Origin of the sequence: Treponema sp. SP13 (genome assembly GCF_050938355.1) — a bacterium.
GTDB lineage: Bacteria > Spirochaetota > Spirochaetia > Treponematales > Treponemataceae > Treponema_D > Treponema_D socranskii.
On the sequence record NZ_JADOVM010000003.1, the window covers coordinates 42235 to 65025 of the forward strand.

Genomic DNA, 22791 nt, shown 5'->3' on the forward strand with positions numbered 1-22791 from the left:
TTTAATTAAGCAATGGGGCGTGACAAAAAATTCCGATTTAAATACTCCCATATACTATCCAATTGCGTTTACTGCCATACCGAGATTAATATGTGGACAGCATAGCGGCGTATATTCGGGAAAGGCAGTCGAGCATTATGCAGCTGGATGGACTATAGAAAAAGACAGGTTTTTTGTTCTGGGACAATATACGAATAGTTATCCAAACGGATATGTCGACTGGTTTGCTATCGGGCAAGCAAATTAATATCTTTTACACACCAACGGCAAGATAATGAATAAAACGACGCTCGTTTTCTGCGTGGCGAATATGAAATCCCTCTTTTGTTACATTATAGCCAAATTCATTATAATAAACACTTCCACTTTCATCTGCGTGTTGGTTAACGATTAGCAGCGGAGGGCGAGTAAAAATAATATTAAATTTTACATATCGATTGCTTGAAGAAGGTTCTGTTTTTACGTTGCTGGCCCATTGCTTAATTAAACCGTTCCCATGTTTTATATAGCTCGCGGTTTCGCTCGCTTCCTGTGCGACGATATCGGAATTAAGGATGGCATAACGCTCTCCGTCAAAAAGCATCTCATACACACAGCCTGCATTTATTGCGCCTATACCGCATTGATATTTACCGACATACACCGGTGCGGCTCCGGTATAGTTATTGCCATCGTGTACATTGAGCGTCAAATTATAAGTGCCTCGTGTACCGCCGCCGTCATTGGCAAACTTAACATAGAAATGCGCTCCCGCTTTCCGCACGAAGCCTTCAATCGTTACCGCTTTATCCATCGTATTTGTGGCAGTCTGGCATACAGCGAAATTTGCACACTCGCGGACTGTATTGCCTTGCGTATATATAGGGATACCGGCGCTCCCTGCATTGCCGAGTGTCGCGTGTATCTCCGTACATACAGTCGCGATTCCGTCGCCATTGATAAAAATAGGCGTCGATGTATTTCCGATTGCCGGATGCGCTTGTGCCGTGCCGATTTTTTGTGCGTATACGGCAACGTCAGATGTCGCTGCGGCGACTTTTGTACATGCTTTCGGTATACCGGCATTATCAATGTATACTGGCGTTTTTTCCGTTCCGACTGATAACGGAGCGCCGTCCGCCCCGAAATGAGCGGCATATTTCGCATCGGTTGCTTCTTTCGCTTTCCCGACAGTCACGTCTTTGAGTTTTACTGCTTTTGTTTTTGTTCCCTGCTCGATAATGAGGAGATCCGCGTCTGACGTATTATTTGCCGGTGCATTTGTATAGATTTTACCGATCGTTATGCCTGCCATTTTTTACTCCTATAAAATACCTTATTAAACTCTTAGCACTTTGCCAGAGCACATATTCCATTATTGTTCTCTCCGAGTATCAATTTCGCATATTCGCTTTCTGGATTTATTTTAACTACAAATCGGCTTACATTTTTTGACGTCGGCTTTACGAGTATGATCGATTTCATATTGCCGCTGTCATCACAGTAATGTAACGGAGATTCAAAGGTTGCGGGTTTAAACTGTGCGAAACTGAATTTACTTCCTGTTGTGTCGCATCCTTTCAGTCGCGATACTTCAGCAACATTTCCTATAAAATCCGGCCCCTCTGTGCGGATAGTACCGCACTCTCCGATTATCGTCGTATAGCCGTCATACAAAATTGAGGACGCACTGTTTATGCGCGGCAAACGCTCTTGGCTCCATGTTCGAGCGCAATCAGGGCTTACATAAAAATCGACCCCATTGCCGGCAAATTTATATTGGACAACAGTTGTACCGACGTATACAAAATTATCAGCGATATTAGTTCTGCCGCTCGCCGCAGCTGTCCATGTTTCCCCGTAGGTATCGCTTTCTGCAATACATTGGCCATCAACAAAAAAAAGCCATAGATTGCGTAACTTTCTGATACGTAAATTTTGTAAAGTACTGTTGGCGTCTTTTGGCAATGTCGCGTTTACAATATGCCATGTACTCCCTCCGTCATGGCTCAAACATAATACAACCGAAACGGTAGACGATGAGTATTGATTCGGCAGTGCAGTAAGACAAAGGTGCTGTTCATCTTCGATGGTGAAAGCGAAGGCGAGTATATTTATCCCTGAAAAAGCATCGATAAAATTTTTCCCCTTATCGAAACTGATTTTTATTGTATAGTTTATAGGTGAGAAATCTCCTTGATTTTCAATGATTATACCTATACGTTGAGAAAAATAAGTTCCAATATTTATCGTTTGAGACCAACCGTCGTTGGAAGTTTTTAAATAAACAGTTTGCCATGAGTTCCCCTTGTCATGGCTGACAATGACTTTATCGGTATGCCCGTAGGGGGTGCCGCCTGCATCATCTAAACTTTTTCTCTGCTGCAAAAATATTGCATCATCAGTTACGAACAAATTGCTGATACCGAACCCGTTTTGCAGAACAGGATTGAGATCAATAATATGCCATAAATAACCGTCGGTACTCCAAAAAATATAACCAGGGGTTGTGCCGTTATAAGTGTCACCATAGCTAAAAAACCAAAGCAAAGAATCTGTTTTGCCGGCCTGTTCCCAACCTGTTGTATTATAATATTTCTTATACTTGTTATCGGAAAAGACGGTAGACCAAGTTTTACCTTTGTCCGCACTTATTTTGACAATGAGCTGTCGGTCCTGAAAATTAAAAGCGATAGCGATAAATTTGCCTTTAAAGTCAATCAAGTGCGCAACACGTATATTGCTATCGTAATTCGATGTATCCCAAGTCATTGTACTGTTTTCCTCATGCTTTTCATAACCTACTGCACAGGCAATAAAGAATATTGCCGCCAATAACGTTAATAAATTTCGTTTCATAATTTTCTCGCAAGCCTCCTCTTATTCCTCGAACCATATATCACCCTTTACCGGTGCATCCGGTTTTACTGCACAAAAATGTATTGCTCCGATTGACAAATCCTTTTTCAATATTGCATTCCCTGTTACGGATACGTTATTCAATGACGTATCTTGCATTACCTCGATATTCGGTACAGAAAATTTTCCTCCGAGTGTTTTAAACTCTTTCGCCGTAACGGTGCCGTTTACGGTTGCGTTTTTGCCGACAGTTATATCACCTGTAATACCGGCATTATTGGCAACATTGATATCTCCGCCGACAGTTACATCGCCCTCAATATCCGCGTTGCCGCCGAAACTGTTAAGTATTCCGATTTGTATACGTTCACCCGATGAGGTAATAAGATAACCGTAATCGGTATGGAGGAGCAGTTCGACATTTTTTTGTTTTCTGATTTTAAGTGATTTTATTTCGAGCGCACCGTTTACAACGGCACTCTCCGCACCGACACCGGTTATTTTATCCTGTTCATCGGTCGGATTTACGACAAAAAAAGAGCTTGCAATATCGCTCATTACGGATTTCACATAAAAAAGCCCTTTGATTATCGAGGCGGCCGAAGTCAAAATAAAATTTGCTACTTTCATAGCAAGATGTGCAGCGCCGTTTATTCTGCGATAATGAATATATTGGGCAGCCTCATCGTCTGCTTCTTCAAGCGACGGCTCGTTTCCGATCCTGAATTCCTCGTTCGTCAAGTCGAGTAATACATTCGGTTTTGTTTCTCCGGCCTTTATATTCGACTGTAATGTACCGCTGGTAATCTTCCCGATATCCGCACTTATAACGGAGAGATTTTCCACATAGAGTTTTTTATAGTGTTCGTGCGAATGCACAATATCTGCAATATCAGTACAAAGCGCTATAACTTCTACGTTCTCAATCGGCTCACTGTTTCCGGCTTCGTTTTCCGCTCGTATACGGAAAGAATATTTTGTGTTGACGTTTTTATTAGTCGATTGTCCGAGCAGCGGTAACAGCTGGGTATATTTTGTTCCGCTTGTAAGCCATTTTTGAGATGCTCCGTTACGATAGGCAAGCTCATTTTTATGCGGATCATCTTTCGTGTTTGGCTCATACCAAAGGGTATCTCCGACGCACGATACATCGGGTGAATGTACGGGGTCGGCATTCCCGATTCTTTTTATTTGTACACCATAGCGTATATTTCCGTAGATGACACGATTATCGCTGCGGGGCGGGATTGCAAACGTGAGAATAACAGTTCGCCCGACGACTTCCTGTTTGACAATCGGAACACCCACTTGCCATGTTCCGTAATTATCGAGATCGATAAATGCAGCATCGCTCCATTCGGATTCTTTCCCGTATACGTTTACGGCTCGCACTCGTATCGACCACACTGTAAGATCGGATGTTTCGGGGTACCCGTCGACCTTACGATTAAAGACATAGGTACATGCCGCCCCTGTCGTTTCAATAGTTGAGCTCTGGACTCCTTTTATGATTTCCCAGACATATTTTTTTATCGTATTTCGTAAACCGTCGGATTGTGCGCGGCATTTGATTTCGATGCCGTCTCTTTCCGCTTCCGCTGTAAGTCTTTGCGGTTTATCGGGTTTTCCGATAACGGTATCGCCGCCGAGTAATTGATCTACCGTGAGCGTACCCGTCGGCACGGGAGCAGACCATACGCCCTCGTAAATCGTTCGCGCAGTCTTCGTCGACATCCACATACTTTTTGCCGTTGCAATCCGATGCCATCCGCCCGACGATCCGTCGCCGGTCGGGAAGTCAGGGATTGCCGTTCCGTCGTGAAAAGTCGTCCACGTTTGCCATCCCGATAAATCGACACGTCCCGAATCGACGGCGGCCGGTACGTCCGTGATATTATTTTTGAAATCGGGTAAAACGAAATTCGGATCATCGACTGCGAAGATCTCCGGTGCATATTCAACGCACGTTATATCTGCCGAGAGATTTTCGCCTGCCTGTATATCCGTAATGATTAAATCGATCGCTTCGTTCCCCTGCGTCCCGAACGCGAATAAATCGCCTTCTCGTGGCCCGTTGTTTTCGGAAACCGGTAATTGAAATAACACTTCGTCGCGGCTGCCGGCGATTGTCCGAAGCTGTATGAGCATACAGCTTCCGTCGCTCTTTCTGATGCGTACGGCATATTGTTTTCCCGTTTCCATCGGAATCATTTCATCGGTCTTTATGCCGATAATTTGCCGAGCGTCGTTTTTAATAAGTTCGGTAATTCGTCCCTGCGTAATGCCTGCGAGCGCGATGTCGCCTGCATATTTGATCCAGTCGCCTTTCATTGCAAGGAGATATTCGAAATCCGCCGAAAATTTATGTACTATAGGGCGGTTTTTGGTAACGGCATATTTATACATACCGAGTTTGCGTGTCTGTACACTGTCCGTAACGCCCCAGAGCTGAACGTCCTGTGTCGTTTCAGGTTCTTTGATGCGGTTACCGTCGGAAGTGTTATAGACCTGTAATTTGTTTTTTGCAAAGCCTGCGTCCTTATCGACAAATTGCAATGCAAGGGAATCGGGTATATCGGCCATAACGAGCGTTTCAGTATAACCGTGTGAATTACGGGGCGTAAAAAGCTGCACAAAACCGTCCCGTGCGATATCCTGCACGACGGTCATTTTGCCGTTTGACTTAAAAATATCGGCACGGCATGTAGAGGCGATCGCCGAAAGGAGACTGCTTACCGGCATCGATTCCGCGACATATTCATTGCAGCCGTAGCCGTGAGATGCACACCACGTATACAGTTTTTCAAACGCCTGCCAGTCGATTTCATTTTTGTCGAGCTTCTGCTGAGAAAAATCCCCGCGAAGTACATAGAGCGCCGCCGATGCGGGATTGTCCGTAAGCTTCATTTCCCATGCGGCTTCTTCGCTTCCGTTTCCGGTGTACACGGGGAGCTTCGCCGTGGAAACGAAGTTCAACTGTTCGACGATATTGTTAAGTTTTTCCGACGCTTTTATTTTGAGACCGATGAGTGTCAATCGTCGGCATTTTTCTTTGCTTACCGGCGCTTCGTTTTTTATCGCTCTGATCGATCCGACGTATACGGCATCGACGACTTTCGAATCCGTACTGTCGCCCGAGAGACGGGAGATTTTTACCGTCCATCTGTCGGCACTAAGTCCCGTCTTATGTATCGCGTAGCGTTTTGTTTTAAGCTCATGTCCGTAAATCGTATTACTTCCGGCAGAAAAGAATCCGAGTGGCTTATATGCGCTGTCGTCTTCATCTGCCTGTTTATACCACGCGCCGAGCGTGACGGAGGCTTCTTCGACTTTGCCCTTGTCGTTATATTTACCGAGCCCGTTATAAAAAAATACGTCGGCATTGATTTCCGTCGTTCCCGCCGGTGTCGTTCGGATAACAGAGCCGTCCTGTCCCTCATCCGTCTTATTTTTTAATAAGCTATTGATCTGTATTTCATGAACGCATTTTTTTACGAGCGGCGGCGTATCTTCTCCGTATGCAATTTTCATCTGTAAGAGCTTATCCGTACCGGCAAGGATTTGATCGATACTGCCTGACGCCGAATAATCTTTCAAAAGCGTTTCGTCGATTTTAATCGTATTTTTGTCGATAAGCTGATCTTTTTGACCGGCACAAAAAAGCTGATAGAGATATTGACTGCCGTCGGCGGGATCGACCCATGTATAAGACGAAGTTGCAAGATCTGCATAAATGCGCCGTCTGCCAAAAAGGAAAGGAATATACCCGAGCTGCCGCATTTGATTTCGACTGCCTCTTATTGACGGATCTTGTTCGGGTTTTTCCCGCTCAGTAAGGGACGGGATTTGCATGTTGTACATAACAATTCCACCCGCAAGCATGCCGATACCCGATCCGATGAGTGCTGCCCCAAGTATGCCTCCAACATACGGAATAAAAGAAGCCGCAATACCGAGTGCAACGAGAATGCCGCCGCCGGCTTTCATGCCGTTTCCCATATCCTGATTATTGCCTTCGGGAACGAGTTTGATATATACCCGCTCTCCGTCGGTCGGTACGGTTGAAAAATCGGTAATTACGGTATCACCTACGAGTACACGCCATCCGCTGTTAACCGCGTGAAATGTGTCAATTTTTTTTAGAATTTCCGCAATCGATTGTCCGGGTGCGACGTCAAATTCTTTACGCTCGGAAGAGAACGGATTAAGAAGCGCAGTTATTTTTATCGACACGATACCAACCCTCGATCAGTAATGTAAGTACCGGCCGCGAAAGTCGCTCACACGCGACGCCGGTTTTACTCATCGCATGAATTATAAAGTCATCGCCTGCATAGAGGGCAACGTGCGACGGGAGTCCCCGCATCTTGAGCAGCGCAACCGCTTTTTCTTCCGGCTTCGATATTTTTTCTCCGCATAAAAGCGGCACGTATTTTTGAAATAAAGATCCCGCTTCGGAAATATCGAGTGCGTTATCGTACGTGTTTGCTAAAAGCGGCAGATCATATCCGTATTCGTTGTTAAGTATGAGTCTGACGAGACCGTAACAATCGACGCCGTCCTCATTGCGTCCGCCGGATAAAAACGGGATCCCGACGTATTTTTGAGTCCATGCGTACATCAGAAAAACATCCCCGGGAAATCATCCGGCGAATAGGTGAGCGACGTGAATTTTCTGTCGTGCATATACGCGTCGTAGAGCTCGCCCGTTATTGCATCGACTGTTGCCGTAACGTTTCGAAGTACAAAGTGCAGCGGCCCCTGCTCGTAGGTGTCGGGCGAAGTTGAAAGCACGACCGCGACATCGACCGTTATCGGTTTATTAACGGCTTGCTTTATGATTTTATAAATCGAGAGGTCGGCATTGTCGATACTGAGGCGGCACGATTTGTTTCCGCCCTCGCTTTGATCGGGAAGGAGTGCGGTAAATCCGCACGGGATGAATTCAGTCCCTTGTGATATTATCGCTTGTTTATCATCACAGACATGTAAAACCGCATCCCCGTCGACATTGATAGTCACCAGCGTTACAAATACCGCCGCCGTTTCGGGCGCAGTCGCCGCCGCGACCGCATCGGCGCTCAATCTTTTTTCAGCCATGTAATTTCTCCACGCTTACTGCAATCTTCCACAGTCCCTCGATCGGTTCTTCGCTGTAGTCTTCAGTGAAACGAAACTCTGCCGGTTGTAACGTCTGCGGATCTTTCATCACAAATCGTAACGCACCGTCTGCAATGACATTTCGATACCACACTTCAAACAGCTCGCGCTGTTTTTCCGTGACGACGATTGAGCCGGTAAATACTTTTGTCGAGACGGTATACCGTCGTCTGATTTTATCGGGGCCTGCATCCATCTGCGTGCGTACGACCGAACTTTTTCGCTGGGCACTCAATCCGTCGAGTCGTAGCACTTGCGGTAAACCTATAGGCCATGTAAGAGATGTCATGTTACACTCCTTGCGCTTTTATACCGTACCGCGCCGAAAGCGCTTTATCGGCTTTACCGGATGAGAGATGTCCGTTTATCAATGTCCCGATAGTTACTTCAAGCTGCCGCTGACCGTCATCTCCTACCGTTTCCGTCGCTGCAACTTCCTCTGTCGAATAATTGTTGATCACGACGCGGAGCGCAAACTGCATGCCGCCGATTCCCGATGCGTTTACGCCGAGAGAGCCGTCGGCGCCCCGCGAGAGCGGCATAACGGCTTCCGGCCCTGCTTCTCCCATAAGACCGAGTCCGAATCCTGCGCCGGATGCAAAACGAAAGAATGTCGGACTTTGTACGATCGCATTGGTAAACGTACCGCCTTTCGCGAATGGGAGCGCACCGTCCGTATCGTAGACACCCCCGAGCGCATTTGCCGACGCGCTGCCGTCCGATGTGCGCCCTTTAACAAAGCCGCTGATCATAGCCGAAGATCCTGCGGCGGCTATAAAGCCGAGTCCTATCGGCCACATACCGTTTGCGATGAGCTGTAAGCCTGCCTGCAAAAACATCATCGGAAGCTGATCGAGAATCGTCTCGGCCATATTTGCAAGTGCCTGCTGAAGCGACTTTCCCGCATCGCTTCCTTTACCGAGCGCTTCGCCGAGCGACTGGAAACCGGTTATCGCGGAATCGAACGACATTGACATAAGCTCCGTTCCCATATTTGCAAGGATACCCGCGCTTGCTTTATCGAGGTCGCTGTATTTCAGGATAAGCTCCGTAAGCCCTTCCTGCATCGTATCCGTCCAACTTCTGCCGGCATCTTTCAGTTTTTTATATTTGTCATACAAACGGTCAGCTTCGGTTATCTGTGCCTCCGTCGCACCGTTTGTCTTGAGCTTTTCAAGGTACAGTTCTTTTTCCGTTTTTGTAATATCGGCAATCTGTTTTTGTATATCCGCAAGTTCTTTTTCTCCGTATGCTGCACCCTTTGCCGCTTTCAGCTCACCGTATTTTTTTATAAGCCCCTGTATTATCTGATCTTCGATTTTAAAGGATTCGTCTATGGTATGCGGATCGATTGTTAAAAGTTCCGACAGTTTTTTCTCCACTTCGTCCTGTTGTTTTTCAAGCGTTGACACTAAATCAAAAGAATTGCCGAGGAGAGAGCTGATTTTTTGATCACTCTGTAATCCGTTGCTGAGACCTTGTATGTACAGCTCGGCCGCTTCTTTTCCCGTACCGAACGCATCGGCATCGATCTTCAAAATATCGGAAAGCCATTTTTTCCACGATTTTTTCTCCCCGTCTCGGAGCTCGCTCATCTTTTTTCTGATCGCGTTTTCGATGTAATCGAGTTCCTTTTGCGCTTTACTCGTATCGATGATAGTCCCGTCAATATCTTTTGCCGGCTTTAAAAGCTTTGCACGATCCGCGGCGATTTTTTCAAGTTGTTTTTTATATTTTTCGAGCTGAATCACCGGATCGTCTTTTCCGAGATTTTCATATTTCTGTGAGATCGCAAACACGAGTTCGTTGATTTCATTGAGTGCATCTTTTTCATCCGCTTCGGCCTTTGCCTGTTTTTGTAATGCCTCCGACGCATCCTGTGCGCGCTGCTTTTCGGCGATCCAATACGCCAGATTCGCCTCAGCTGCATCTTTTTGTTTTCCTGAAAAAATGGTGAGCTGATCCTGATAATGCCGTATCTGTTTTTCAGCTTCGGCGATTTTGTCGTTATCGGTTAAGGACGAATACCATGCATCAAAGCCGCCGCTATTCGATACGGTCATCGCTTTTGTAAGCGATTTAAAGGTATCGGTAAGCCCTCCGAGCATCGTCTTCAATCCGCCGGAAGATGTTGTCGTCTGTGCGATTGCCGTCGCAAATTCACCGAATGAACTTTTAACATCGTTCCAAGAATTTTTTATCTGTTCGCCTGCAACTACACCCGCTTCCGCAGCTCCTCCGAAAGTATTTGCAAGTTCGTCGAGGATGATTTTCTGAGCGCCTGCGATATCGCCCGTATCGATCATATCCTGCATTAGTTTTTTCTGTGCGGCGGAAAAATTAAATCCCTGCTTACGAAGCGAATCGATACCGTTGATCGGATCGTCGAGCGCTTTCCCGACCGATTGCGCCGCGCTTGAGAGATCCGTTTTCATAACGGTCGCCATGTCGAGGATCGCTTTCGTCGCCTGCGTAAAATTATCGCCTTTGATGTTTTTAAATCCGAGCAAAACGGACTGCATCGATTCGATTGTATCGACACTGTAGTTTGTCACATCCTGCAACGATTCTGCCATCGCGTCGAGATCGTTGACGCTCGTCCACGCGGCCGCTCCCGTCGCCGTTATTGTCGAACGGAGTATGTCGAGCGCCTGTTTATCCTGCTGGTACGCCGCAACCGATTGCCGCGTAAAATCGATAATGGCTTTTGCTGAAAATCCCGCCGCGATAGCTTTTCCGAGCTGCTTGAATTCATTCGAACTCGCTTTCGTCTGCTTATCCATGCGGCTCATTTCTTTGATCGCCTTATCGACTTCGGCAGTGACAAGTACGCGAAGCTCTTCTTCCGTAACGGGCATATCCGCTCCTCGTTAATAATTATTTTTCAGCAAAGGCTTTAAAATGCGCCTTTTCGTCGTCGAATAATGTTACCAGCGCGAGCAGCATTCTCGGCTCTGCGAGGTAGCCTTTTCCTTGCGGCCAGCCGTATTGCTTTATGCGTGCGTAGGTATCGACAAGCGTAAAAAACTCTTGCGTCATGTATGAGGCAATATCTTTTCGTTTGATTCTGATGTAGCCGGTTTCGGATTCCGGCCATGCGATTTTTTCGCTCATCTCGCAAAACTCCGCCTCCCACGCGGGAGGCCAGAGAGATGAGAGAATGCACTGAAGCGCTATGCGGTATTCTTTTTTTTTGAATCGGTGATCGTGTCTGACTGCACTTCGACGACGATTGCGCTGACAAGCTCTTCGGTACCGTAGGCACGGCACTCGGCGAGGGCGGCACCGTCGGCGATAACGCGTTCGGCTTTTTTGCCGTCTTTACCGACGGTTTCGACGCTCATATTCTTTATTTTCCCGACGCAATTTCGAAGGATATAATCCGCGTCGACTTGCATTTTAAGCGTGACCTTTTTGAGCTTTTTGACGGCGCGCTCGTTACCCGCGTCATCTACCGGCTGATCGTCGCGGTAGTATTCGCGCGTAGCAACCGTCGTTACGAACTCTTTTCGCATATAGCCGGTCGGACGGATTATCTCGACTGCAAGGCGCTCATGTTCGGGCTTTGACAGATTGTCACGTATGTCGGGATAAAAATCATAGCGCGGCTCTTCGGTAAAAATCATAACTACTCCTTGACTTTGTAGTAGATGACGCCGGGAAAGTTTCCGCCGTCAACCTTGTATGCGAACGAAAAGCTCTGCTCGCCGTCAAGCGGCTTGTCTTTCGTAAGACTTTCGACGATGACGGGGAAATGTTCCCACACGGCCGTCTCTCCGACGGTTTCGGTTTCGCGTCTCGAAAGCATATAATCCTGATGCTGCTTTTTTGCCGGGAGCCGCGTGACGTGCGTACCGTCGTCGATCGTGATTTCCTGAAAATTGTTGAGCAGTTTCCGCTGCGCTTCGCTGTCGGTTTCAAATGTACCGGTGATCGTTCCGCTCCCGTCGGAAAACGCGCTTTCGGCCCATTCGCGGATTCCGGACTCGACGTTTTCCTGCGTCGAAATATCGACGCTCGATCCTTGCAGACTGTTCGGTATGTCTTTCACGAAACCGACGAGTGTAAGTTCGAGCGGGATCACCGCATCGCCTGCGGCAAGCGCTTGTCCCTTCCACAAGTGGACGATTTGTCCGACTTTGATGTTCTCGCCTCCGGCGATGCCGCTGTCTTTTGTCGGAAGAGAGCTTGTCGATGACGCGATCGATTTGATTTTGAAAAAGCCGCTTTTATCGAGCGTGACACTCGCTCCTCCTGTCACCGCTTCTTTAAATGCGATCAAATACAACTTTCCGTCTTTTCCAGCCGGTTTCATACCTACCTCCTAATCAGTCATCAATCAACGATATCGGATAACTTATCCGGATCGTATAAGGAGCGACGTAAGCGCAAGGCATACCGCCGTTTTCCTCTCCGTCAGGATACTCCAAATACGGCGTCCCTCGGCTCGTCCAGTGAGCGCACAGCGTTTTGCCGTTTACGGTAATCGGCATATTGTCTTGCTCGATTTTAAGAAATCTCCGCTTCGCCTTTGCCGTTTCAATCGCCCATGTAGACCCCGTACCGCCCGATCGATATTCGGCATTTATATACAAGGTTTCACTGCCGTTTCCGCACTCCGTGATATCTTGAAATACAAGGACGACATGTCCCGTTGCAGTCTTTGACTTTTGCGGCAGCAGCACCGGCTCGAGATTGAGTTCTTTCCGTATCGCATCACATAATGCATCAAACAGTTTTTGCATATCAGCCCCTCTGTAAAATCATTTTTTCGACAGCACGGTCTTTACCGCATCGCCCCATATCTTTTTTATCGCTTTCCGTGCTCTTTCAGTAATCTTTACAAACGGACGAGCGGGAATAGTCACCTGTTTTTTTATAATAAAAACGGCGAACGGCGAGCCGTTCTTTTTTCTCGCACAAAAAACTTTTCCCATTTTGAAAAACGAATAGCCGTCACCCCTCATCGCTGCTATAAGTGCGGCCGGAGACTGCGCGTTGTACTTTCGGTATAAACGGCGTGTATTTGCATTTGCCGGAAGCCAAAGACCTTTTCCTTTTGCCGTAATCGTCTTTCCGTGTTGTAAGGCACTCGCTTGTTTTTTATTCGTTCCGGCGCTTGCCCAATCGGTACCGGAGTGAGCCGCGATCGATGCCATAAGCTCGCCGTTATCGCGAAGCGTTTTTGTCCCGCCTTTAACTGCGGCAGTCAAAGGCGCATTCGGCGGCGGGACACCCCTATTGATCGCGCCGATTATTTCGTTACTCATGACGACCGACATGCGGCGCATTACATCGGGTAAGCCGTTTTTAAGTGTCCGCATCACGGCTCCCGTCTCTCGCGGCTTTTCTACGATGCTAACTCCCATAGTGCCGATCCAATACGTTGCCGTTCGGTTTTTTTATCACCGCGACGCTCGGCCCGCTTTCATCCGTCGAGCCGTTTTTTGTTATAATCGGGCCGTAACTCGTTCGGATTATGATATCAAGATCGCTTTGCTCTTTATCCGCCGTTTCGTGCATCCCGTTAAAGAGATAGAGCTCGACGCGGCCTCGCTTTAAGACGCACATACGGCAGAGTTCGTCATCCTCGTCGTAAGCGTTCCCGGTCGAAAGAATGAGACCCTTTACAACCATACGCGCCCGCTCGATACACCGCGCGGCAATACCGTCGTCGGTAAATGTCAGTGTTTGATAATCCTGCGGTGTCAGCTCGTGTTTTAAATCCGCTGCGGTAAGTATGTCCATAGTGCCTCCGATAAAAAAAAGAGAGCGGACTGTAGCGATCCGCTCCCTGTATCATACGGCGTTATCTGCGCTTTACGGCTTTCCCGTACGGGTTTACTCCGCTTTGAATTTCATCAGCGCGATACCCTTCGTGTTGATGAGCGGGAACGGCTTTGATTTCACATAGAGGTTTGTACCTCTGTGATCATCGCGTTCGGTCGTGAAAGCGTAGAGCGGAGTCGCTTCGCGCTGCACCGTATCGTCGATGCGCAAAAAGTCGAGTTCCTGCCCTGCGTTTACGGCGCGCACGAGCAGTTCACTGTCGGCAAGCATGTGTTTTGTGACGCTCGTACCGCTCGTGTTGACATCGGTATACGAGTCGTTATCGCGCAGCACTTTGTAGCCGCCGATGTCGATAAAACCCGCGCCCGTCGTAACCGGAAATTTCGTCTGAGCTGCCGCAAGCGCCACAATACACTTGTAGACGTTTTTCGCAGCGATGAACTCGACTTCACCCCCGATACCGTTTGCGGCCGGCACTTCGGCAAGCTGTTCGAAGCTGTCGATGAGATCCGCGAGTGCAAGCTCAGATGCCTTTTTATTTGCGATGATTGCTTTGACGTCTCCGAAATCGACTTCATAACGGATAAGGTTCGGCCCTGCCTGCATCATGTAGTCGATTTTCCCTTTATGCGCCTGTACGCACAGCGCTTTCGTCGTGTTTTGGATGAGCCGTCCCCAACGGGTAAGTCTGTCATCGATGAGTTGCTGCTTGCCTATCGCCGTGGCGCGCTCGTAGTCGTCGGATTCGACCGCGGAAAACGTGTCATCGATTTCGATCGGTTGCGGCTCGATGTGCAGCACGTCCGCCTCCATCTTCGGCCGGAAACCGACGCCGCCTCTTTTGATAACGGGGACATTCCCGACTGTCGATTTGATATCGCTGACGGCAAGCTGCGTCGTGTTTTTGTTTTTTGCCGTTTTAAAATAAAGGCGCGCATTGCTCGTTTCTGCGGGAAACGCCGTGATGATACGCACGATATCTTCAGGTTTTATAATAATCATACTCTACCTCAAAAAATGAATAATACACAGACGCCGAAACTCGGCGCCGGAGCTTTTATCGCATGTCGCCTGCAAACGACTGCGTGACAAAGATACCGATGCCGCCGAGCTTTTTCACAAGCGTATCGGACGCATCTTTTGCGCTTGCGCCGGACGCATCGATAAGCCGTGCGCGGACAACGACCCCGTGAAATCCCGCATGCGCGAGTCCCGTGCTGCCGTCCGTATCTTCGGCAAGGATGCACGCGGGCGTGTCAGCATCTGCCGCCGGTTCGTACGTTCCGCCTGCCGATACTTTGAGTATCGTACCCGCCTGATACGTTTTGTTTTTGTTTGTAAGCTGTACCGGCAAGAGCACTGCCGGATGCTGCGTCGTAAACACGCCGCGATCTCCCGTTGCAACGGACACTCTTTCGCTTATCATAATAACCTCCCGAATGGTATGTATACTTATGCCGCTGATCCCGCGTCACATTTTTGCGGCAAGTGCGTTCCAGTCGACGCTCTTGCCGCTCGGATCTTTTGCATCGGAAAAATCCGAAGATCCCGGTGTAAAGACTTGCCGCGTCAGATTGCCCGCATCTTTAAATCCCGCATCGAGGACATCCGCGAAAAGGTCGAGTGCGGAAGTTTTTTTCGTTTCCGTACCGTCGGCAAATTCGCATTCGGCACGATCGGCAAACTGCCCCGCAAGCGCCGTTACTTTCGGCATAAGCGATGCGGGGATTTTTCCCGACACTTTGCCGATAAAACCGTCGATGCGCGCTTTGCGGTTTTCCGCTTCGAGCTGTTCGCACCGCTTTGTGATGTCGGCAAATTCGCCGGACTTTTTGGCTTCCGAATCGGCTGCCGCTTTTGCCGCATCCTCTTCTTCCTTTTTCTTTTTTTCGGCCGCTTCTTTGAGCTTTTTGTTTTCAGCTTCAAGCGCCTCCATCTTCTTTTTTTCCTCTTCGGTCATACGAGCCTCCTCATAATCTATTCGATCGTTGAAATTAATAACCTCAACCTTGTCGCCGTCCGCATAACGGCTCTCCGTCATAAGCTGTTCAAGCCCCGGTATCTTCGGCGGTACGGCTCCCGTTATCGCAAGCGAGTGAAGATATCGCTTGCCGTCGCTCGCCCGGCGGGGTATCGTTACGCTCCAACCTTTATAGACACCGCTTCCGTCGCCGTCGTCATAGAGCGCATCGAGTGCCGGATGCAGCAGCACTTCTCCGACAAGCACCTGCTCACCGGGATGAGATACATCGTCGTAGATACCGTCGATTGCAAGTACGTCGCCGAACTTCGGAAAATTATCTTTGTGTACGCCGTCGTGTCCGATCGTCACCGGTCGGGTCGGAGTAAACGTATCGACGATATCCTCTAAATCTTTTTTCGTAATCGTCGCGCCGTCCTGCCCGAATGTTCCGGTACGACACAGCTGCCATGTCCGTATTTTTTTCATACATCCTCTCAAAAGATAGTTGACGCGCCGCGAACGGCGCATCAACATTTTAAGATTTGTCTCCGTCTTTGCGGATGAGCAGTGCCCGAATCGCAAGCAGCAGCAGGCCAAGCCCGCCGACGACTCCGAGCCAGATGCGGATCCACAAAGGCGCAAACATGACCGCGACGCCAGCCGCCGTGATTATGAGTACAATCCCCATAACAAGCGACCAGACGCTTTTCAAAAGCTCGATTACTTTGTTCATAAAGCCTCCTCGCATGTTGCGTTTACGGCATCATATCCCACGGCGGGCATGACACGGCAAAGCGGGGAAAGAGTTATAAATACGAATTTAAAAAAACGGCGCAGAATGCGCGGATTTTACAAAGAACGGCAAATTACTCGGCTTTTAGTGTGCAGGGGCAAATTCACCGCGATTCACCGGTGAATGAGGGGCTTTCAAAGGGTTGTGCGGGTATGATTTTTAGGTATTTGTACGATAGACGATTTAAAATAAAAAACGCCCCGAAAAAAGGGCGTTTTAATTGGCTTACCACGTCTCACATTAATAATACGCGTATGTGTATTTTTCCGGATATTTTTGTGCTTGTAATTTTTTTTGCGCAATAAAAACAAGTTTTTCGGCGGCTCTTTCATCACCTGCAAAATCGATGAGCGCTACTTCTCCGGTATTGCGATCGATCTCCAATATACCTTTGCCGTATACATCACCGTAAAATTCATAGGTAAAACTTGAGGAGTTCGTCGATAAACGCCTGAATAGAATCATCTGTCATATCTCCCTTCAATTTAAAACTCCACGGATATTTTTTACTTGCCAACAGATGCGCTTTCTCATAAATATATCCGTATTTTTTTATTAATGTCAACTCTTCGAATTCATGTTTTAAAAGTAAAATATCGAGTTCCGTTTGTTTTCCGTTGTCGAGCCTCTGCCACGCAAGCGCAATATCTACATCCGTATCAAATCGAGCGCGGACTCCATCTGCAAAATTATGTTCTTCGATAAATACGTGATTACGGATTGCCGTTACCTGTTCGGGTGTCAGTCCGCTATTTTTTGCGATTCGTTTTATATCACTTTGCGATTTTCGATTCCGTATTTCTTCGTAGTAACTGTCGGCAAATAGATCTTGCTCCTCGATGCTCTTATCTAAAATACCTCCGGTATTGATACTGTCTTTTCCACCTGTTTTTCCTACGGCCGCATTACGATCGAGAGCAAACTTTTGCGCTGCCTGTATAATTTCTCCCTGTACCCCGTATTCAGCGGCCCGTTTTGCCTGACTTTCAAGCTCCCGCCACCAGTCATCGTTTGCAAGCGGATATCTCCCGAATCCTTTCGCCGTATGTCCCGTTTCGGTCGGACGTGTAAAATTATCCGGGAGTTCGTCTTCATCGTAAATTCCGCGCACGGTCGATCGACAGTTAAAATGTAGGGGCGGCCAATGCGTTTTCCAAAACGGATCGTCCGGCGGAAGAATGACGCGGGAGGCGGCATAGGGTCTACAGATATCGCTTGTACGCGTATCGTCGATTGCGATAAATTCAAGGGCAAGCGGAGGGACTTCATTAAGTTCGATAGCGCGCCCCGTGTTATAGGCTGTTTGCATATTCGTCCGGTAGACTGTTTCCCAATACCATCCGGCATTCGGTCCCATACCGACTTTATCGAGGAGTTCGTCATTCGTCAGTTTCAAAAAATCTTTAAGCGTTCCGCCAGCAGTTTCATTTTGTATCAGCGCACCGTTGATACGTTTTAAAAGATCGCCGTCTGCGACGCGGCTTGCCGTAAACGCGCGGAACTTCATTTTGTCCGCAAGCGCATCATAATCAGTTTTTGTCAGCACATCGCGCTTTTTAAGATAGGCGACCGCTTCATCGAACGGCAGCGTGTCGATATCGAGAGTGTCATCAAAATTGTTTTTCCGCGACGCCGAATCGATGCCGGATAAAAGCGATTTGATAAAAAGCGTTGCAGCCGCGCTCACCGCGGAGAAATCGCACGGCAGGACACTTTGCGTATTTTTTATATCGGGATTTTTTTCGAGCGCTTCGAGATACTCCCGTAGCCGAACGCCGACGCTTTCGGAAATAGCGAGCCATCCTTTCGTTGCAAGCACATCAAGTTTTTTCGACCGCAGCCGCTCGTGCTTTATGTGTGGAGCTGCGTCCGCGAAAAAAAATCGTGCGCCCCGTCCGAAAACAGCATCGGACTTTGCTGTACACGGATAAAGCTGTCCGCATCGTCTTTCGGTTTCGGTACGTGGATTTTGTTATAGATCGCCGAAAGGCTTACCGGTACACCTCGGTCTATCGCATCGCGGATCGTCGCCCAGTCTGCAAAGTCGGACGAATCGATGTCGTACGACGGCACCGCCTCTCCCGGAAAGTTCAGTTCGCAAAATGCCTGCACGAGACGCTGATCGACCTGTTGTACCGCGTAGGCATCGCCTTTGATGATCGTGTCGAACGTGAGCGTATGCGTATCGCTTTGCGCGCGAGTGCCGTATTCGGCCTGATTTGTCGCAAGCGACTGTGCCGTCAGCGCATACGCGATTTCCGCATTGCACGTTTCGACGATTTGATTGAAGTCGTTGATTTGCGACTGGATCACTTGTATGCTTTGAATGTTCGCAAATGCGCCTGAGCTTCCCCCCTCCCACTGTTCGAGCGCGTTCGTTAATTCTTTCGCGCGCTTTTTCGCCTGATCTTCATTCTTTGTTTCAAAGAGCGCGAGGATCGAAGGACAGCCGATTTTTTCCGCCGCTGTCGCCCAAAACCGTACGCCTAAGTTTTTAAACTTCCAAAAGATGTATGCCGCCCTCAGTGTCGGTCTGCCCCAAAGCGTAAGGTTTCCGTCATCGTTTCGGTGCAGAGAAAATTTTGTCGGATCAGAAAGCGAAATTCCGAGCGAAGTAATAACAGGAGTGCCATACGGCACATCGGATGATTGCGGAAACGAAAGCGCCGTCCGCGGGATCGGGAGAAAGCCTTTCGGCACATACATCCCGCTTTCAAACGCCCAAAGGTTTTCACAAGCGGCGATCCCGTAGGGCACTGCATTGAGCATGATATTGTTCAACGCATAAAACACATTGAACGTCAGGTATTTTTCGCACGCGTCATCGACAGCTTTATTGCCGGTTGCCGTAAGGCTTCCGTACATTTGGAGCACTTTATTTTTCCGCTCCTGTACGAGCGATTCAACTCGTCCGTCGTTCCGCATCTTTTCAAAAATCGTCTCGCGCTCGCCGATATCATTAAGCCATGCCGACGTATCGTCGATGTAGCCAGCGACCATGCGAAACGAGGAGAGATCTATAATTTGTCCGGTAACGGATTTCGTTCGTGCCATAGTGCATACCTCACATCACAAGTATTAAATCCGCTGTTTCCACGGATCCTTTCTGTTGGTAACGGCGAAAACAGGTTCGGGGTCTGCCGCACATTCGCGCCACGCGCACACCGAAAGCAGTGCCGCACTTGCCGCATCTCCGTGACGTGTACCTTTTCCGTCGCGGTCTCCTGTCCGTATAGGCGGTATATACGGTATGCCGTTCTTAAGCGTAACGATTGCAAAATCGCCTTTTATCACATCGTCATCGGGGACGGTAAAATCTTTCGATTCCATGAGCGCATGTAAGTCAGCCCCATACTTCCCGTACCATGCAGCATTTTCCATAACACAGATAATAGCGCCCGGATGCCGCAGCATCGCATGTTCAGCAAGCTGCTGTCCGTTCCCCCTCGAATCGAGTGCTCCGCCTCCGAATATCTTCCGCTTATCGAGCAAGTCCGTCAGCATATCGCTGAAAAGTTCCTGCTGTTCAAACGGTACGTTTTGTAATTCTATAATCAGTTTTGTTTCAAGGGCGGCTCCGGTATCGCAGTTGAGCCAGTATGTCGTTAAGTCGCCGCTTCGCCCGAAATCGTTTCCGAAAAAGACAAGGTGCTTCAAAGCGGAAAGGATCGGCGCGATTTCCGTATTGAAAAAAGAGACGATGACGTTTTCTTTCACGCTTTCACTTTTGTGGAGAAAATCGTTTTTGCACGATAAACGTCTGATTACGATGTTGCGTCCGGTACACAGATCGAGCAATCCGCGTCCGAAATAACGGCCGGCGGAAGGGCGCGGGATGACATTGAGCTCTTCGTCTATGTTGTTCGCGTAGATTTCGCGGATCTTTTTTACGAACGCTCCCTCTTTTTTCTTTGTCCACTTTTCGCCGTTACGCTCGCATATTTTTTTATACAGCCCCGCTTCGACAGCCTCGTCGAACGTCGTGCGGTGTATGCTCCAGCCTTTTTCACGTCCTGCCCGCGCGTCTTTGATTAAAAGGTTGAACGGATTATCGTCTCCGTTGTGCGTCGAAATAACCGACAGCTGTCCGCCCCAAATCAAAAGCGCTTTCGCCGCTTTAAGTACGCCGTCCATATCGCCGCAAAACGCCGCCTCGTCGAATACGACGCGCCCTTGTTTCGATCGTAAGTTGTACGCGTCGCTCGGCATCCCGGCAATTTCATAGCCCGAATCGAAGGTGATGCGGTACATCGTGATATCCTGCTTTTCGTTTTGAATGACGACTTCCTGCATCGCGCTTGCGGCAATATTTAAGATACGGGCAAAAAAGGTACAATCCTGCACAAATTGCCGCGTCATCGATTTGTTGTACGAAAGATAATACGTGTTCATGCCGCCGGCTTCGCGGGATGCCGCCGATTTAAGTACCGAGTTATATGCCTCCGCCCACGAAATACCGATACGACGCGATTTTTCGCTGAGCTTTAAGGGGTTTTCGTCATTTATCCACGCTTCCTGATACGGCAAAAAGATTCCGGGACTGTCACTCATGCCGTACCCTCTGTCCCGTTATCTTGAGCTTGATTTCGGCAATCGTTTCGGCAGAAAGCCCCGCCTTCCGTCCTTCTTCATCAAGCACTTCCGCTGCGCGGAACAGTCCCTGCCGGTAGCCTTTTTCGTAGTCGAGTTTTACTTTTGCGATCTTCGCCTGCGAGTTGGTATTTCGCGATACTGCACGCAGTACGTCTTCGGGTGCAAGCGTTGAAAACGTGTCGAACTTTTTTACTTCCTGTAAAAGTTTCGTCTGGACGATCTGCACCGTCGCTTCGGCAATATCGAGACCGGGAGAGTTTTTCAGTTCGCGGATAATTTCAACCGATTCTTTCGCCGCATCCCGATACGCTTTCATCTGCGATGCGTGCGATACAAGCGTACGCCCGACCCCGCTTTTCGATACATCGTACCCTTCGGTTTTGAGTTTATCCGCGATCTGTATCTGCGTGAGCTTGTCTTTGTAAAACATATCGACGATGCGTTCGACAAGCCCCTGCAGCTCTATTTTATTCCGTTTCGGCATCACGTCCCCCTCACGTCGATCTTCCGTTTTATTTCACCGATGCTCTCTTTTATCCAGTCGATATTCGTTTCGAGCTTCGACAATATCATCGCGTTGTCGATTTTTATGCTGTCGATCCGTGCGTCGAGCTGCGACAGTTTTGCGTCCATACGCTCTCCGATCATAGAGGCGGATAAAGCGGCCTTGTCCGCAGATTTTTGTGCCGCATCGATTGCCGAATCCGACTTGCCCTTCGCAATACCGATTTTGATCCACGTCCCGATAAAACCGAGAAGCGTAACGGCTCCTGTTGTAATTGCGGCAATCTCTTTAAAATCCATAACGACACACCTCTATCGCTGTGCTAAAATGATGACACCCTCAGTGATCGCTATACCCGCGACGATCGCTATCGTTACCGTAAGCCCCCGAACGAGCTTTTTCCGCATCGCTGATGATTTCGCCAATGCGCGATATTCCTTCCTCAATTCTTCCAGCTGCTCCTTGAGCGTCTGTACTGTTTTTTGTGATTGTATCACCGATTGCTCTGACTTCTCCAACGACTGTAATGCTTCCGTCAATGCGTTCTCGAGCAACGTGCATTTCTTCTCCAGCTCGCTCGAGTTCGCTTCCTGCGCGCTCTGCAAGCTCTTGAGCATGTGTATTTGCTGCCTCATAACGTTTAGCTCGTTCCGTATCTCCGTTATCTGCGCCGAAGTGAGCGTGACACTCTCCTGCGATAACGCCGGCACTAAAGCAAAGAGCGCATACAAAAACACGCAGCACATTTTTTTTAATCGTTTCATACATGAGCCGCCTCGCTGAACGCTATTGCATCCTTCGATTCCGAATTGTTTATAGTATCGTCCGGCGTTACCCTTCGTTTTCCGCCGGAAAGAAGATTTTCAACGACACTTTTTACAATAACTTCGTAACCGAGTTGCGATACCGCCCAGATACCAAGCGCGTTCCAAATCAAACTTCCGCCATTCTGCTTAAAAGAAAACGCCGCCGAAGCGCCGATCGCGCAAAGCGGCAAAATGAGCGACCACACCCACGACGGAATGACACGCTGTATCGTTTGTGCGGCAAATCCTTTCACCCATTGCATCACGCCCACGACGATGACCGCACCCGCACACCATATCCCCATAATTGCAAAGTCGAACATATAACCTCCCGAAAATAATG

General features: G+C 48.5%; 25 protein-coding genes. 1 reads left to right on the plus strand and 24 read right to left on the minus strand.

Annotation, left to right across the window (positions count from 1 at the left end; translation table 11 throughout):
* Window positions 1–4 precede the first annotated feature (4 nt).
* Complete coding sequence (locus IZU26_RS06400) at window positions 5–247, plus strand: gp53-like domain-containing protein (protein ID WP_433278132.1); 243 nt, start codon at window positions 5–7, stop codon at window positions 245–247.
* Between the two features lie 6 nt (window positions 248–253).
* On the opposite strand, the gene IZU26_RS06405 is transcribed toward IZU26_RS06400, so the two are convergent.
* The 24 genes from IZU26_RS06405 to IZU26_RS06520 all read right to left on the minus strand — a co-directional run bounded on the left by IZU26_RS06405 (window position 254) and on the right by IZU26_RS06520 (window position 22771).
* The gene (locus IZU26_RS06405) at window positions 254–1294 is read right to left on the minus strand and encodes a hypothetical protein (protein WP_433277658.1); all 1041 of its coding nucleotides are present in this window, start codon (window positions 1292–1294) and stop codon (window positions 254–256) included.
* Window positions 1295–1326: 32 nt separating this feature from the next.
* Window positions 1327–2838: a hypothetical protein gene (locus IZU26_RS06410; RefSeq protein ID WP_433277660.1), complete on the minus strand. Its 1512-nt coding sequence runs from the start codon at window positions 2836–2838 to the stop codon at window positions 1327–1329.
* Window positions 2839–2859: 21 nt separating this feature from the next.
* Window positions 2860–7071: a host specificity factor TipJ family phage tail protein gene (locus IZU26_RS06415; protein ID WP_433277662.1), complete on the minus strand. Its 4212-nt coding sequence runs from the start codon at window positions 7069–7071 to the stop codon at window positions 2860–2862.
* Window positions 7043–7459 carry a C40 family peptidase gene (locus IZU26_RS06420; protein WP_433277664.1) on the minus strand — a complete coding sequence of 139 codons (417 nt, stop codon included), beginning with the start codon at window positions 7457–7459 and terminating at the stop codon, window positions 7043–7045. Before IZU26_RS06420 ends, IZU26_RS06415 begins: the two co-directional genes overlap by 29 nt.
* Window positions 7459–7938: a DUF1833 family protein gene (locus tag IZU26_RS06425; protein WP_433277665.1), complete on the minus strand. Its 480-nt coding sequence runs from the start codon at window positions 7936–7938 to the stop codon at window positions 7459–7461. The genes IZU26_RS06420 and IZU26_RS06425 overlap by 1 nt, the downstream gene beginning before the upstream one ends.
* Entirely contained in the window at window positions 7931–8287 is a 357-nt protein-coding gene (locus IZU26_RS06430) for a hypothetical protein (protein ID WP_433277666.1), read from the minus strand. Before IZU26_RS06430 ends, IZU26_RS06425 begins: the two co-directional genes overlap by 8 nt.
* Before the next feature lies 1 nt (window position 8288).
* The gene (locus tag IZU26_RS06435; protein ID WP_433277668.1) at window positions 8289–10856 is read right to left on the minus strand and encodes a phage tail length tape measure family protein; all 2568 of its coding nucleotides are present in this window, start codon (window positions 10854–10856) and stop codon (window positions 8289–8291) included.
* A gap of 19 nt (window positions 10857–10875) precedes the next feature.
* A complete protein-coding gene (locus IZU26_RS06440; RefSeq protein ID WP_433277670.1) occupies window positions 10876–11112 on the minus strand; it encodes a hypothetical protein in 237 nt (78 codons plus the stop codon).
* A gap of 59 nt (window positions 11113–11171) precedes the next feature.
* Window positions 11172–11624: a hypothetical protein gene (locus tag IZU26_RS06445; RefSeq protein WP_433277672.1), complete on the minus strand. Its 453-nt coding sequence runs from the start codon at window positions 11622–11624 to the stop codon at window positions 11172–11174.
* A gap of 2 nt (window positions 11625–11626) precedes the next feature.
* Window positions 11627–12313: a hypothetical protein gene (locus IZU26_RS06450; RefSeq protein ID WP_433277674.1), complete on the minus strand. Its 687-nt coding sequence runs from the start codon at window positions 12311–12313 to the stop codon at window positions 11627–11629.
* 13 nt (window positions 12314–12326) lie between these two features.
* Window positions 12327–12743 carry a hypothetical protein gene (locus tag IZU26_RS06455; protein ID WP_433277676.1) on the minus strand — a complete coding sequence of 139 codons (417 nt, stop codon included), beginning with the start codon at window positions 12741–12743 and terminating at the stop codon, window positions 12327–12329.
* 18 nt (window positions 12744–12761) lie between these two features.
* A complete protein-coding gene (locus tag IZU26_RS06460) occupies window positions 12762–13367 on the minus strand; it encodes a hypothetical protein (protein WP_433277678.1) in 606 nt (201 codons plus the stop codon).
* A complete protein-coding gene (locus IZU26_RS06465) occupies window positions 13357–13746 on the minus strand; it encodes a hypothetical protein (protein ID WP_433277679.1) in 390 nt (129 codons plus the stop codon). Before IZU26_RS06465 ends, IZU26_RS06460 begins: the two co-directional genes overlap by 11 nt.
* Before the next feature lie 93 nt (window positions 13747–13839).
* The gene (locus IZU26_RS06470; RefSeq protein WP_433277681.1) at window positions 13840–14790 is read right to left on the minus strand and encodes a major capsid protein; all 951 of its coding nucleotides are present in this window, start codon (window positions 14788–14790) and stop codon (window positions 13840–13842) included.
* A gap of 55 nt (window positions 14791–14845) precedes the next feature.
* Window positions 14846–15214: a hypothetical protein gene (locus tag IZU26_RS06475; protein ID WP_433277683.1), complete on the minus strand. Its 369-nt coding sequence runs from the start codon at window positions 15212–15214 to the stop codon at window positions 14846–14848.
* Window positions 15215–15259: 45 nt separating this feature from the next.
* Window positions 15260–16237 carry a hypothetical protein gene (locus IZU26_RS06480; protein WP_433277685.1) on the minus strand — a complete coding sequence of 326 codons (978 nt, stop codon included), beginning with the start codon at window positions 16235–16237 and terminating at the stop codon, window positions 15260–15262.
* 49 nt (window positions 16238–16286) lie between these two features.
* Window positions 16287–16484, minus strand: a complete 198-nt coding sequence (locus tag IZU26_RS06485; RefSeq protein ID WP_433277687.1) for a hypothetical protein — start codon at window positions 16482–16484, stop codon at window positions 16287–16289.
* A 475-nt stretch (window positions 16485–16959) separates the two neighbouring features.
* Window positions 16960–18363, minus strand: a complete 1404-nt coding sequence (locus IZU26_RS06490) for a phage head morphogenesis protein (RefSeq protein ID WP_433277689.1) — start codon at window positions 18361–18363, stop codon at window positions 16960–16962.
* Between the two features lie 32 nt (window positions 18364–18395).
* Entirely contained in the window at window positions 18396–19598 is a 1203-nt protein-coding gene (locus IZU26_RS06495; protein WP_433277691.1) for a phage portal protein family protein, read from the minus strand.
* A 24-nt stretch (window positions 19599–19622) separates the two neighbouring features.
* Window positions 19623–21095, minus strand: coding sequence for a hypothetical protein (locus tag IZU26_RS06500; RefSeq protein WP_433277692.1), 1473 nt, complete (start codon window positions 21093–21095; stop codon window positions 19623–19625).
* The gene (locus IZU26_RS06505; protein ID WP_315329802.1) at window positions 21088–21621 is read right to left on the minus strand and encodes a phage protein Gp27 family protein; all 534 of its coding nucleotides are present in this window, start codon (window positions 21619–21621) and stop codon (window positions 21088–21090) included. Before IZU26_RS06505 ends, IZU26_RS06500 begins: the two co-directional genes overlap by 8 nt.
* Window positions 21621–21941 (minus strand): hypothetical protein, encoded by a 321-nt coding sequence (locus IZU26_RS06510; protein WP_433277694.1) that lies wholly within the window; start codon window positions 21939–21941, stop codon window positions 21621–21623. The genes IZU26_RS06505 and IZU26_RS06510 overlap by 1 nt, the downstream gene beginning before the upstream one ends.
* Before the next feature lie 40 nt (window positions 21942–21981).
* The gene (locus IZU26_RS06515) at window positions 21982–22410 is read right to left on the minus strand and encodes a hypothetical protein (protein WP_433277696.1); all 429 of its coding nucleotides are present in this window, start codon (window positions 22408–22410) and stop codon (window positions 21982–21984) included.
* Window positions 22403–22771, minus strand: a complete 369-nt coding sequence (locus tag IZU26_RS06520; RefSeq protein WP_433277698.1) for a hypothetical protein — start codon at window positions 22769–22771, stop codon at window positions 22403–22405. Before IZU26_RS06520 ends, IZU26_RS06515 begins: the two co-directional genes overlap by 8 nt.
* Window positions 22772–22791: the final 20 nt, after the last annotated feature.